Annotated in this window: 10 protein-coding genes; all 10 read right to left on the bottom strand. The window is 51.0% G+C overall.

All coding sequences use genetic code 11. The features are described 5' to 3' along the window. Nucleotides 1-2 precede the first annotated feature (2 nt). Nucleotides 3-860 (bottom strand): sugar ABC transporter permease, encoded by an 858-nt coding sequence (locus NSQ46_RS02815; protein ID WP_028406627.1) that lies wholly within the window; start codon nucleotides 858-860, stop codon nucleotides 3-5. After that, the gene (locus NSQ46_RS02810) at nucleotides 857-3061 is read right to left on the bottom strand and encodes a DUF5696 domain-containing protein (RefSeq protein ID WP_342576324.1); all 2205 of its coding nucleotides are present in this window, start codon (nucleotides 3059-3061) and stop codon (nucleotides 857-859) included. The genes NSQ46_RS02815 and NSQ46_RS02810 overlap by 4 nt, the downstream gene beginning before the upstream one ends. Then, the gene (locus NSQ46_RS02805; protein ID WP_341342441.1) at nucleotides 3054-5084 is read right to left on the bottom strand and encodes a YIP1 family protein; all 2031 of its coding nucleotides are present in this window, start codon (nucleotides 5082-5084) and stop codon (nucleotides 3054-3056) included. Before NSQ46_RS02805 ends, NSQ46_RS02810 begins: the two co-directional genes overlap by 8 nt. Nucleotides 5085-5095: 11 nt before the next feature. Next, a complete protein-coding gene (locus NSQ46_RS02800; RefSeq protein WP_007132613.1) occupies nucleotides 5096-5968 on the bottom strand; it encodes a carbohydrate ABC transporter permease in 873 nt (290 codons plus the stop codon). Between the two features lie 12 nt (nucleotides 5969-5980). Further along, the gene (locus NSQ46_RS02795) at nucleotides 5981-6940 is read right to left on the bottom strand and encodes a sugar ABC transporter permease (RefSeq protein WP_034274210.1); all 960 of its coding nucleotides are present in this window, start codon (nucleotides 6938-6940) and stop codon (nucleotides 5981-5983) included. Further along, nucleotides 6930-9893, bottom strand: a complete 2964-nt coding sequence (locus tag NSQ46_RS02790) for an extracellular solute-binding protein (RefSeq protein WP_144872411.1) — start codon at nucleotides 9891-9893, stop codon at nucleotides 6930-6932. Before NSQ46_RS02790 ends, NSQ46_RS02795 begins: the two co-directional genes overlap by 11 nt. A 32-nt stretch (nucleotides 9894-9925) precedes the next feature. Next, nucleotides 9926-11350, bottom strand: coding sequence for an extracellular solute-binding protein (locus tag NSQ46_RS02785; RefSeq protein WP_341342442.1), 1425 nt, complete (start codon nucleotides 11348-11350; stop codon nucleotides 9926-9928). Nucleotides 11351-11467: 117 nt separating this feature from the next. After that, on the bottom strand, nucleotides 11468-12460 hold the full coding sequence (locus NSQ46_RS02780) for a LacI family DNA-binding transcriptional regulator (RefSeq protein WP_144872414.1): 993 nt from the start codon (nucleotides 12458-12460) through the stop codon (nucleotides 11468-11470). A 364-nt stretch (nucleotides 12461-12824) separates the two neighbouring features. Continuing rightward, nucleotides 12825-13571, bottom strand: a complete 747-nt coding sequence (locus NSQ46_RS02775; RefSeq protein WP_144872417.1) for a hypothetical protein — start codon at nucleotides 13569-13571, stop codon at nucleotides 12825-12827. Between the two features lies 1 nt (nucleotide 13572). Beyond that, the gene (locus tag NSQ46_RS02770) at nucleotides 13573-14271 is read right to left on the bottom strand and encodes an ABC transporter ATP-binding protein (protein ID WP_144872420.1); all 699 of its coding nucleotides are present in this window, start codon (nucleotides 14269-14271) and stop codon (nucleotides 13573-13575) included. Nucleotides 14272-14290 lie beyond the last annotated feature (19 nt).

The following is a 14290-nucleotide window of genomic DNA, read 5'->3' as shown; positions in this document are numbered from 1 at the left end:
TCCTAACGGTTCGTTTCCCGCTGCCTTGTTACGAGCACCAGCACGCCTAGCAGCACCAGCATGACGAGGAAATAGATCCACGCCATCGCAGCGGAATAGCCCATTCCGTATTTCGCATCATACATCGCGCTCTGGATCTGAGTAATGACCGGATTCAGCGAAAAGACGGACTGCATGATGACGGTATACACCATATTGACGATAATCATCGGGTTCAGCGCCGGCAGCGTCAGCTTCCAGAACGATTCCCATCTGGAGGCGCCGTCGATGCTCGCCGCTTCATACATCGAGGAATCCAGCTTCTGCAGGCCTGCCAGGAAGATCAGCATCTGCACGCCGGAGAACCAGAGAATCGTAATAAACGACGTCAGCAGAAACACGATCAGATCGGCGAGCAGCTCCGGCATGCTTTCATGAAGCTTGCTCATTTCGATAATCGTCTGGATGCCCGGGAGCGTAGTGGCTCCTTGATCCATCAGCTGCTTGATGACAGGTCCGCTTGTAATAATGACCGGAAGAAAGTAAATCGTCCGGAAGATGCCTTTACCGCGGATTTTCACGTTCAGCAGAAGGGAGACGATTAACGCGAACACGACGATGATCGGCACAATCACAAGCGTCTCAACAAAATAGGTGGCCAAGGTATCGCCGAACTCAACGTTCAGGAACAGCGCGTTCCGGTAATTTTCCCAGCCGATGAACGTTGTCTTGACTCCGTCTGCGGTAATCTTTACTTGGCTGAAGCTGAACAGCAAGGTGCGGATCAACGGATAGCAGGTGAAGACCAAAAAACCAACGATCCAAATCCAGATAAACGATAGGCCGATAAGCGCCTCTCTAAGCCGGTAACGGATTTTCATGAACGGCCTCCTTCCCGGACCAAGAACCCTTGCGCCGGAATCTTGTTCCCGTCCGCCGTAACTTCATTCATGGTGTAATTGACATAGATGACGGTGCCGTTCGAGTAGGTGTTTCTAAATACGCCTTCCCGCACTTTTTCACGTTTGTCAAAGGTCGCATCCGCAACAGGCTTCAGGGCTTCCGCAACCGTCCGATATTCATGTACGGCCTGATCCTTCCACACCGAATATTGCGAAGTGAACAGCCACCATGACGACTCTGTGTTAGCCAGCTTGATCGGATCCTCGTCGGTCAGGATGAAGGACGGGTAGCTGCCGTAATCGATCATTTTCAGTTGCTCCTTCTGCGGGTTCGCGTTGAAATTGGAGGCCAGGGCGTAATAATCGACATGTCCTTTCAGCACAAGCTGCAGGAACGGCACCTCTTCGCTCTCCAGCAGGAAGCTTGAAGTGCTCATCGGCAGATCCATGATCCGGTCGGCAAACCTCCACAGGTAATAATTCGGCTTGTAAAATGCGTAGCTGTTGATGGAATCCCGGGGCAGCATCGACGTATACGTCTCGATCGACCCGCTGCGCGTAGACGAGGACTTCCCATAAGCGGAAAAGAGATTGCTACCTATCGAGTCCATCGCGATATGGTCGATGCCGTGCTTCTGGAATGAAGAAATCTCATTCTCAAACAGCTTCGCGGACGCTGCCGGCTGCAGGTAGTACGACGTGTCGTAGAACGAAAGCAGCTGCTTGGAAACGGACTGGGCGATGTCCCCCTTGCCGTATCCGTCCGCCGTCGCCCCGGCCATCACGTAGTCGGTATAAAAGTACACGGGAATGCCTATTGCTTTATACTTTTCCACGAATGCGTTCCAATCGTCCCCGCTGCCTACCTTTTCTTCAAACGGAAAATGTGTAGGAGATGCTCCGGTAGCGCCGCCCTCCGTGTAGCCGCGGACAACAACCATCATGCGGTCCACTTCATTTGCCCGCAGATCGGTCAGTATATCGTCCATTTGGTCCACGGTGGTCATGGGGATGACTTCGCTCCCAATCAATTGCTTTTGGTTGTCCGCGGCGAAAAATTCGATGCGGAGCGGGAGCGGATCCGCGCCGTCCTTCTTGGCGGGCAGCTCCCCCCGCTGCACAAGCTCGCTCTGCACCCGGTTTGCCATGCCGGAATAATCGGCCTGCTTGCCGGAAAGAAGCATGACTTTCATGGAAGCGTCGAATTGGTTCTTCTCTTCCTGGTTTAAGGTGATGCCTTTGCCCTCTTTGTCCAAGGACTGGAAGTAGTTTTCTCTGTATATCCATTTCGCCGTGGTCCAATTGTAAGTCGTGGTCACATTGCCCGGATAAGCGCGGATTTCCGCGTAAGGGGCGCCGCCCGTGATCATGGAAACGAAAGCGTTGCCGCCTTCCTTATGGGCGATGCCGAACACCGGCAGATACACTTGCTCTACGGGAGTCGCCATTCCTTCTGATAGCTGCGGGCTGCCCTTCATCCCGAGATCGTCGCCGAACACTCTCCCGATATAGGGCTGCGTCGCCAGCGTCTGCTCGTTCAAGCTGATGAGCGCTCCCGAGCCGTCAGGAATGAGCATATAACCTTTATCCGGCTGAACTCCCTTGGTTGCCCCAAAGAACGGATACACGTAGAGCGACTGCAGCCGGTTGTCCTTATTCGTCTCCTGAATCGAATTCTCCGGAACCTTGAATTCGATCGCGTCTTCCGTCAACCTCACTTCCAGCTTCAGCGAGATTCCCAGCCTCTCGTAATTCACGTTCGCCGAGAAGCCGTCCTCCATGGGCTCAACCGCAATCTTTGCTTGCTCTCCGGTTACCGGCGCGGTGCTGATTTTCCGTTTGACATCCATGTATTCCACGCTCAAGCCCGACTCGAAGAGCGATTGCCACGATTTGTTCAGCTTGTCGTCCTTCTCGTCGAGCGTGCCGTCCCATACATAACCATTCTGTTTGTCTTGGACTTTGATGCCGAGCGTGTTCTTATTTACATAAAGCGCCAAGCGAGCGTTTTCAGCAGCTTTCTCGTATGATGCGAGTCGATCGCCCGATGCGTCCGCACCGGCGCCTGGAGCTTCCGGTTGGTTCACTCCCTGCTGCGCGAGCGCCGCGATCGAGATCAAACCGGCCAACAGCAGGAACGTTAACGATAGAGCAGCTATTCGTTTCACTTTGTTAAGCACGGTTTCTCATCTCCTGAATGATCGTTTGAATGAATTCCACTTCTTGATTAAATAAGAGCACTAACAAGAAAATAACCAGGGCAGCCAATACGATGCCGAACACCGTTAGGAACAAATTCCGCACCGTCTGCCTGAACGTATAATCATGCAGCTCCTTCACCATGATGCAAACGAGAAGCAGCGACCAGCCTTGGATAAACATCATCGAATAGTCGTAGACGAATTTTTCGTTATACGTCAGCACGTTGCTGATCCATGCGATCGGGAGCGCGAATATCAAATAAGGCGACAGCGCGTAAATCGTGCCGATATAAACCTCCGACAGCTTTCCCTCTCCGTCGCTGATCGTGCTGACCATATAGTTCATAATGACCCAGAATAATAGCGGAACGGCGGTAGTTAGCATGATCGGCAATAAGTCCATTTGGTCGGGATCTCCGCTTGCGAACAAGTATCCTTTGGCATAGACCAGAATGATTTGAAGCAGCAGCATCCAGACATACAGAACCGTCGCCGAACGGACGGTCGCCCTTTTGTGTTCCTTCAGCTCCTGGACCGCATCGATCGGATGCTTGAGGAAGTAGAACATGAACCCGATTTCTTTCACCAGCTTAATGTCCGCCACGCGGTTTCTCAATCGTACAAGCGGCTGCAGCACGCGATACCGCCGATGCAGCGTTCGGATGACGTAACCCGCAACGATGATGGCAAATACGGTATATACGACGACATTAATGTTTTGTTGAAGCCAATCATTGCGGATTTTCCAGAATGCGTCGGAATAACCCTCCTTGTCTTCCGCCATCCTGAAGCTCTCCAGAGCCTTGCTATTCTGGTTTTGCTTGAAATACGATTCAGCCAACGATTTGTACGACAAAATAAAATAGCTGTTCATCTTGAGGATCTCGTTCCAGATGTCCTCGCTCTGCACGTATAATCCTTGCTTGTACTGGTCGACGCCCTCATAAACCTTCGTTCCGAACGGGGTGATCGAATAGCGGTTAATGACGTTCCGCTCTTTGTCGGCGACGTACAGCGTACGCCCGGAGTCGGTGACGTCAATGGCCGAGGCGCTTTTAAACAGCCCCTGGCGCTCATACTTGTCGTCCCCTCCGCCAAACATGAACAGCAAATTGCCAAAGCTGTCGTAAACGCAGATGAGCCCATTGACGTCTACCGTATAGATGTTTCCGCCCGCATCCACGTCGATATCCACCATCGAATCACTGGTCCAAGAGCTTGAGGACAATATGTTATCGCCGACAATATTCAGCTTCTTGATGCCGTCACTGCTAATTCCATTGGTTACCGTGTACAGCAGCCCTTGATAATCAAGCACAATGCTGGTCGGGGACGGCGGCGTCGATTTGAACAGCTGCGCCTTCTGTCCTTCGGTAAAAATGAAGCGTTGAATGAGCATTTTCATCGACAGGCTCGTTCGGTTCGCGCCGACGTAACCCAGGAAATGCCCCTCGTTGTTCAACTGCACGACACCGTTGATGGAGCCTTCGCTGATGACGTAGATGTTGCCGCGTTTATCTACCGCTACCTTCTTCGGTGCAAAATCATTCTTTTTGCCGTAAATCGGTTCCTCCGGACGGCCGAACTGTTTCACGAGCTTTCCCTGCTCGTCGAACACGACAATTTGCTTCAACCCGTAATCCGCGACGTAAACGAGTCGATCGGCGGCCACATACACGCCGGAAGGATTCGATAAGACGTCTTCTCCGATCGTTTGCGATGCGTTGTTCTCTTCATACACTACGATTCTTGCATTTCCGGGATCCGCGATATACAGCTTTCCGGTCGGCTCATCATAGAACAGATCCGCCGGCTGGTTTACGTCAAGCCGAATCATTCCGTCCGGTTCATATGCGGTTTGCGTCCCGACGATCATGCCTCCCGGGCCTTCGGTCCCTGTTTGATACGGCGCAGCGGCCATAGCCGGAGCCGAGAATTGAACGAGCAGAAAGCTTGCAATTACGACGAGCAACACCCATCTGCCTACCGTCTTCTTTTTCATCTGCTTCACACCTATTTCAGACCGGAATGAGCCATCGTATTCATAACCCGGCTTTGCATAAAGATAAAGATCAGCAAATTCGGGATAAACATGATGAGCGCGGCCGCCGCGGATATCCCTTGGCCCGCCACTTCATTGTTGGTCGCCGTAAAGGTCGACATATAATAAGCAAAGTTCTTCAATTCCTCGTCATTGACGTACAGCGTCGCCGGCTCTATGCTGTTCCAGCTGAGCTGGAACGCCAGGATCGCAATCGTGGCGATCGCCGGCATCGTCATCGGAATGATGATTTTCCGGAAGATCGTAAAGTCGTTCGCTCCGTCAATCTGGGCAGCCTCTATCAGCTCATTCGGAATTTGGTCAATGAACTGCTTCAATAGAAACAAGCCGACAGGCATCGCCAAGAGCGGAAGAATATTAACCGAGAAGTCATTGATCAATCCGAGCTTGACGACGAGGAAGTACCTCGGAATGGAAACGGCGACCGGAACAAACATAAGCGCGAGGGTATTAATCGAAAACAGCGTGTTCTTCAGCTTGAAATTTTTCTTAGAGAAGGCGTATCCGGCTGCTGCGCTGATATAAATCGTCGCGAACACCGTCACGACCGTAATGACGACGCTGTTGAATATATAGCGGCTGACCGGAATGCCGGAAACCGTAAACGTCGACAACAGGAACCGAAAGTTATCCATCGTCGGATTTTGAACGAAAAACCTCGGGGGAAACGCAAACAATTCGTCCATCGGTTTAAGCGAATGCGAAAATATAAAAATGATCGGCATCACCATGAAAACCGAGAGGGGAGCCAGAATCAGGTAGAACTTCAACTGACTGATATGAAATCGGCTCGGATTCATCTTTGTTCCTTGAAATGAAGCCATACTTGTTCCCTCCTACTCTTTCTCGGCGAACATTTTCCATACGAACTTCGAGCAAAGCCAAATAACCAGGAGAAGAACGGTGGAAATGGCCGAAGCATAACCCATCTCGTAGCGGATGAAGCCGTAATCCTCAATGTGATTGACGATCAACTGTCCGGCATATGACGGCGTCGGGTTCGTACCCGACAGCTGAACCCCGATGAGCCCTGCTTGAAATGTGTTAACGACCGCCATGACGGCACCGAATAGCATTTGCGGTTTCATGGACGGAATCGTAATATGAACGATTTCTTGAAAGCGGTTCGATATCCCGTCGATATATCCTGCTTCATACATCTCCGAATTGATGTTCAAGACGCCTGCAAGCATCGCCAAAAACCCGATGCCCATACTGCTCCAAATCGTGACGACCATCATGATCGGCAGCAAATACTCGGGCGATTGAAGCCATTGGATCGGCTGCGTGATGAAGCCGTTGCGAATCAGCAGGCTGTTAATATAGCCCGTCGGGTCTCCGCTGAATATCGTCTTCCATACGACCGCCATCGCGACGCCCATCGTAAGGGAAGGCGAATAGATGAGCAAGGCGAGCACCGTTCTCGGACCGCGCTGAATTTGCGCCAGCATCCAAGCGAGAAGGAACGATAAAATATACGAGATCGGGCCGACGATGAGCGAAAACTTCAAGGTGTTCGGCAAGACGTACTGCATGAACACGCTGTCTCTCATAAATAGATCAATATAATTTTTGAGCCCCATAAACTTCGGCATTTGAATCGCGTTAAAGCTTGTGAAGGAGAGCCCGACCGCAAATATGACGGGAAGCACGATAAAGATAAAAAAAAGCAATAGATAGGGAGCGAGGAAAAGGTAGGCGGAGCCTTCCTTTTCTCTCCATTTCTTAAATTTGCTGCGGGTTTGTGGCGTCCCGTCGATTCGCGGCAGCGCTGCTGTTTCGGACTTAGTTTCCATCTCTTCCTCTCACCCAACTTTCTACATCCTCGATTGTTGCGATACGGTAAGGAGCGACAACCTTGCCCTGTTTCATATATCCGAACTCTTCCATCTTTCTTGCCGTTTCCTTGTCGATCTCGTTCACTGCGTCTTCCACGGCCGAACGGATATTTTCCCCGTCGAATACAACCTTGGTCCAAATATTGCTCAATTCGCGTTCGATTAAATAGGCGCTCGGCGACTTAGGCACTTCCTTGAGCCATTTCCACTGCTCCAGAACGACCTGTTTGTCTTCCTCCGGCCAATACAGCTGGGAGAAGGCTTCGTTATTGGCGGTATTCCACAAATATTCTTTGCCGTACAACGTTTGCAGCTGGTTAGCAAAGTGCACCTGCGTCTCCGTTGAAATCCACCATTTTAATAATTGCCAGGCTTCGTCGGGGTGCTTGGTGCTCTTAAAGATCATCGACACTTGCGCCGAGCCCGGCTCCCATCGTTCCGTCACCCCGTTGCGCGTAATCCCTGGCGCGGGAGCGATTTTCCACGAGCCTTTCAGCTCGGGAGCCGCCACTTGCATTTGGATATACGTAGCGAAATTGCTGACGCCCAGAGGCATTTTTCCGGAACGGAAGTGCTCATAGAATACGGGCACCTGCATCTGCAAACCATACAGCTTGAACAAATTCGTCATCAGCTCTATGCCTTTCAGCGACTCCTTGCTGTCGATTCCCGTCTCAAAAGCGTCCTTTCCGAATATATCCCCGCCCGCTTGATAAATGAAAGGCGCGGTAGCCATGAACGGCTTCATTCCCGTCGCGCCGGCGATCGGCGAATAGAAATTCATGCCATACCGCTGCAGCTCCGGCATGATTTCGATGACGTCGTCCCATGTATCCGGCACAGGAATGTTGAGCGAATCCAATATATCCTTCCGATAAAACAGTACGTAAAAATCTTGCGTTTCAGGAACACCGTATACTTCGTCATTCACGATGAGCGGCAGCAGCGCCCCGGGCGAGAACGGTTCGATCACTTGGCCGAAGTCGTCAAATTGCTTTAGATCGAGCGCTGCGCCCCGGAAGCCCAAATCGAATGGGATATTGTTGCTGATACCGAGAGCCAGGTCCGGGGCGATGCCGGATGAGGCGGCAAGCGTAAGCCGCTGCTCGTTAGGCAATGTCGAGAAATTCACCTTGATGCCCGTCTTCGGCGTAAACTGTTCGTCCACCATCCGCTGCAGGAGCTCCATATAGTTTCTAGGCCGGTTCATCCAGACGTTCAACGTTATTCCATCGTCGTTGTCCTGCCGTTTCGGCGACCGGAACGTATGGAAGAACTGCTTTGTGCCTTCATATACGGAGTTGATCCAGGAGGCTTTATGCTCCGGATAAGAAGCGCCTTTGTTCGAAATGTACAATTGGTCTACCGTTAGCGGCTGCATTTCGAAATCGGTGATCGCATTCGACAAGTTCTGCGTCACGGAACCGGCCCCGCCGTTCAGCTCATTCAGCTTACGCGGAATTTGGTTCGGCTCGGCCGCCAGCTTCTCCAGGCTGCCCACCGCCATCTTCATTGCAGTCAGGCCCTTGGAGCTGTCTACGCCGCCGTTCAGCATGACCACCTTCTCATACTCTTGGCTAAGCGCCTTCGCTATATCAATTAAATCTCCCTGAATAGTCGGAAAGTGCTCCGTAATCTCCCACTCCCGATTCTGATCCACGTCGTTGCCCACTAATTTGCGGATTTCCAATGTCAGATCGTTGGTCTGTTTAATGGATTGCTGCAGCAATTGCATCACATCGTAATACGGGCTCGCATCCGCCATAATCCCGATTCGATGCGTTCCTTTGCTTAAGTAAAACAGATAAGGGCCTTCAGCTCCTTGCAGCACTTCGGTCTTCCATGAAGTCGAATACTCGAAAGGATAATGCTTCGCTTCCTCGAAGGGAATATGCCCGTTGATCGTAAAGGTCCGGAACACTCGGGAATTCGGTTTGTCCTCTTGCTTATATTTAACGCCGATTTGGTACAGGCCGTCCTGTTCCACATGGATGTCGTAATAAACCGTTTGGCCCGATATATCCCATGTTTTTCCGCCAAGCGTGTTGAGCAGCAGCAGGTTCGTCGCATAAGGGCTTACTCCCAAGTTTCTGCTTGGCAGCGGGTTGATCGTCGTATCGTTTTTGAAATCGGGCTTTTCCGCTTCCTTCACAATCATTGCCGACTTCGCTTCTGTCTTATCGATGTGCTGGGCGGCATATTGCGCATACGACGGCAATGCAGCCGGAGCTGAAACGGTAATGCTGCCGTTTAACAATTCTCCGTTCATCAATGTAAATTTAATGATGTTTTTCCCTTTGTTCAGCTTGATCTTGATCGGCTCCGGATTCATCCGGTTCGGATCCGCGAATTCAATCGTCTGCCACTCGTCCGCCCGCACCTGCGTCGGCATCACTTCGTTCCCGTAGCGGTCCTTCGGAAAAGTATCCGTGTTGCTTTTCCACAGCGGCGGGAGAACAAATCGATTGGCTTCCAGAGCAGGGGATTTACCGTTTACTTGAATGCTGTACTCCGTAGATTGCAATCCTTCGGCAAGAATAAAATAATCGAATGACAGGGTATACTCGCCTTCCTTCGGAACTTCAATTTCGGCTGCGAAGGAGTCGCCCTTCTTCAGGTGAATCGCGCCGTCATCGTAACCGTAGGCAGCCTCTCTGGCAAGAATCGGTAAGTTGGAATCGGCTATAAAACGGGATGGGGCGATCCTGAAGGATCCCCCGTCGGCCGGACTCATTCCTTCTTTCTCCCTTTGATCCAGAGAGGCAGAACTGCGGTTATTGACCATATTGGAATTGGAATTGGAATCGGCATCACCATTCCCTCTGCTAATAAAGCCGCTGATGCCTGAGATCATGATGATTCCAATCAAGATCAAGCTGAAGGTGATCTTGGCTCCTCTACGCCTTAACATGGATTCTACCTCCTCTGGCCACCGGTCGTAGGTTACTGCGTCAAAGCGGAGATTGCGTCGGCTGCTGCCTTGTATTCATCGTTCGCAAGCTTATTGATTTGTTCCGCGTAATCTTCGATCTTCGTACCTCCCTTAATGCTGTCAAGAATCAAATCGCCGAGGTTGGCGTTTTCCTTGTCGCCGACTTTGACGCCGGTTGGCGCTTCCCATCTGGATCTAACAACGCCCGGAATGAACTTGACGCCCTCCAAAATCGCATTGTCGATGTTATCGTAAGCCTCCTTCAATCCCTCATAGCCGCCGTTAGCGAAATATTGATCAAGGATGCTTTGGTCCGTCGTCATCGGCAGGGATGTATACGAACCGTCCGTGTTCAGCTCCATACGCTTCAAAATGCCATCTTTGCCGAACGTCATATATTTAGCGAATTTGTATGCTTCTTGTTGGTGCTCGGTGCTCTTCGAAATACCGATGAAATCGCCGATCAAAATAAATTTGCCGCCAGGGATGCCGATAAACTTGGATTTGAAGTTCAGATTGCTGAAATCCTTTGTTGCCCATGTGCCTTCCCACCGGACTGCAACCTTTCCTTGATTCCACACGTCGCCGTGCCAGGTGGCATTGTACTTCGCTTTTTCGTCTTCGGACAGGCTGTCGAACGTGTATTTGCCCTGCATAATCTCCTTCGCCTTGTTCACGCCTTCAATAAACACCGGGTCGTTCAAGTGATACTGCTGTCCGTCCCATGTGAACCAGCCGAGCTTCGAATTCACGGAGGCCGGGTACCAGTCCGGAATTTGGACCGCTTCGGACAATCCAAGAACGTCTTCCGAAGGATTGTTCAGCGTTTTTACCGCGTTCAGGAACTCATCCCAAGTCGGAGAATAGTTCAGCTCCGGCAGGTTAGCTTGCTCAAACAAGTCCTGATTGATGAAGTAACCCTGGAAGAACATCCCCGCAGGAACTGCGTAGATTCCGCTGCCGTAATGCGTGGCGTTCTCGAGCGCTTTCGGAATGTTTGCCCACTCCGGATCGGATGCAGCGATGTCGTTAAGGTTGAGCAGCCATTCGTTCGTCAAGCCGAACGGAATGTTCGGAAGCATCATGACGTCGGGCAATTTGCCCGCAGCCGCTGCAGCCGCCAGGGAATCGCCGTATTTCGAATAGTCGAACGATTCGTCCAGCTGGATATCGATGTTCGGATGAGCCTCTTCGAACGCCGCGATCATTTTTCTTTCAATGTTGTTTTCGGCTTCGGTGCCGAGGTTCCAATTCACATAATTGATCACAATCTTCTCGCCCGAGCCGACATTTGCATCATCGCCAGGCTTATTCGTTTGTTCCTGGTTCTGCCCTTGGTTCGGCTCCGTTGCGTTGTCGGTCTTGCTCGACGAACAACCGCTTAACAGTGCGACCAGCAGCGTAAGAATAAGAGCGAATACAACGGTTTTCTTCATACTGATCCCTCTCTTTTGATTATTGTTGTTTATTTTCCATCGCCTTCCGTGAAAAGCGTACGGCGCTCAAACCAGGTCTGGATAATGGCAACGCTTTCACTTTAATTTTGCGAAGGCCTAGTAGCGAAGCTTGCAGGATCTTCGCACGACCAGCTCCGTCGACAGTACATACTCATGCTCAAGCTCGAGCCCTTCCAATAGCTGCACAATCAGGTGGGCAGCTAGCGAGCCGATCTCGTACTTGGGCTGACGGATTGTCGTAAGCGGCGGGTTCATGTGCTCGGCGAGGAAAATATCGTCGAAGCCGACGATCGAAATATCGTCGGGAACCCGGATACCGGCCTCTTGGAAAGCTTTAATGCCGCCTGCCGCCATCTCGTCGTTCGCATAAAAAATCGCGTCCGGGAGCTGGCGCTGGCCGATCAGCAATTTTGTTGCCATATAGCCGCCATCGATCGTAAATCTTCCGTTGATATTCAAGTTGGATGTGCATTCGAGATTGTAATCGCTTAAAGCTTGCAAATACCCTTTGTAACGCAGCTTGTGATCATAGGAATTGCTTGAACTGCTGATGTACGCGATTTGCTTGCAGCCGTTCTTGATCAGCAGCTCCGTCGCCATATAGCCGCCTTTCTCGTTATCGACAAGAACATTGTAGATATAATCGCCCTTGAGGTACCGGTCAAGCACGACAATCGGGAAGCCTTTGCGTGCGGATTGCAAAATCGCTTCGTCATGGAGATTGTGTTCCGAGATGATGACGCCGTCTACGCGCTTCTCTCTCAGAAATTTAATCGCGGTCGATTCGTTGCCGCCGAACGAACTGCAGGCAATAAGGTCGTAACCGTTCTCGAGCGCGACTTCCTGCACCCCTCGGATCAACTCCGAATAATACGGACCGGACATGTCGCTTAAAATCAGCGCAATCGTCTTCGTGCTGCTCCGCTTTAGGTCAGTTGCCAAACCGTTCTTTTGATAATTCAGCTGTTTGGCCGCTTCGATAACCTTCGCTCTTGTCGCTTCGCTGATCTTGCTGCTGCCGTTGATCGCGTAAGATGCAGTCGACAAGGACACCCCCGCCGCTTTGGCTACATCCTTCATAGTTGCCATTCACGTAACTCCTTCTCTTCTCTCAAACTTATATTTATCAGTTGAAACGTTTCACTTACCGATATCATAATGGAGAAAAATGACATCGTCAAGATTTTTTTGTAACCGCTTTAATATATTTTTGATTAAGTTCGTATTCTTGCATAAATGCTTGTATACCAAGGGTTATTCGAGGTCCCTCAAACAATTCCTTGATTTTTTATGGTGGTGAACAACAGGTGAAATTTAAGTGAAACGAATCGTATGTTAACCACTATCTCCGACACCTGCCTCGGAGTTTGGGCGCCGACATTGATCCCCAGCCCCAAAAAAAAGAGGAAACTGCCGTGACGACAGTTTCCCAAAGGTTAAGCTTTATGATTCGTTACACTTCAACTTTACGATCTATCAGATATGCGGTTGCATAGACGATCAACGCTGCTATGACGAGTTCAAACGCAAGTCCGCCCCAGGCGAACAGGTACTCCCCTGGCGATATGTTCACGCTGGTTTCGTTCCCGAACTGAATCGTAGCTGCAGGCCCGATCCACAGATCCTCCGTTCCGAAGAGCAGATGATTCATCAAACCGAGCAGGTAATGCAGCACGAAGAATACCAGGATGCCGATCCAGACGCTGCCTTTTTTCGTAACGCTCCTCGACACGGTAATCGCGAAGAAGATCGTAATCATTAAGAAGATGAACTGCCATGCAGCCAATAAAGCGTTCGCCACATAATACCATATCGGCAATTCGGATAGATGGAGAGCTTCCCATGGCAAACCGGACATTCTCCAATATAGCCATGCATGGGCAAGCATCAAAATAGACAGCACCAGCAGCGTTGCGCACGCCAGGAACAGGGATGACGCAATGCTCCACACCGAGCGGACGGGAAGCAGTCTGCGGTGATATGCTTTAATGTTGCTGGCGAAGTTCTTGCAGGTAACTACGAGCAGCAGCACGCTTGCGGAGCCGTAGGCAAGCATACTTAGGATCATCATCACCCCCGGTTCCCAGTGCCTTATCGATCCGGTTACCGTGATGACAACCTGCACAATCAGCAGCACCGCGAGGGCGCCCAGGAGCGTCGTCGCATTTCTCTTCCAGTCGTACTTCAGCAATCTCATCATGTTATGCATACACCTCTTTAAACATCTCATCTATGCTCTTGCCATGTTTAATTCGGATGTTCTCCACCTCGTCATGCATGACGATCTCTCCGTCCCGAATAAAGATGACTTCATCAAATATCCGCTCGATATCGCTGACCAAATGCGTGGATATGATGATGCTGCTGTCCTCATTGTAGAATTTGACGATGGCGTCCAAAATTTTGCCTCGGGCTACGGGGTCGACCCCGCCGATCGGCTCGTCAAGCATATACAGCTTGGCATTTCGGGATAGTGCCAGCGTCAATTGCAGCCGCTCGTTCATCCCCTTGGAGAGGGTGCTTACCCGGTCCTCCGGGTTCAGCTTCATGAATTCCAGCATGCTGCGTGCTTTATCGGGGTCAAAGTCTGCATAGAAATCCCGGAAGTATTCAATCGCATCCGATACCTTCATCCAGCCTTCGGTCAACGAGCGGTCCGGCATAAAGGAGACCTCCGCTTTCGTCTTAAGGCCGACCGGCATGCCCGCGATTTCCATGGTTCCCTTCGAAGGCTGCATCAGGCCAGCGGCGATTTTCATGAAGGTGCTCTTTCCGCTTCCGTTCGTACCCAGCAGTCCGATGATTTTACCGCTGCCGATGCTTAAGGATACGTCGTGCAGCGCCTTACGCCCTCCGCCATAAACTTTGCTTATATTTCGGGCTTGCAGCAGATTCTCCATGTTCGCTCCACCTCACTTG

This window comes from Paenibacillus sp. FSL M8-0142, assembly GCF_038597315.1.
GTDB classification, from domain to species: domain Bacteria; phylum Bacillota; class Bacilli; order Paenibacillales; family Paenibacillaceae; genus Paenibacillus_AQ; species Paenibacillus_AQ lactis.
This window is presented reverse-complemented; position numbering and strand designations above follow the sequence as displayed.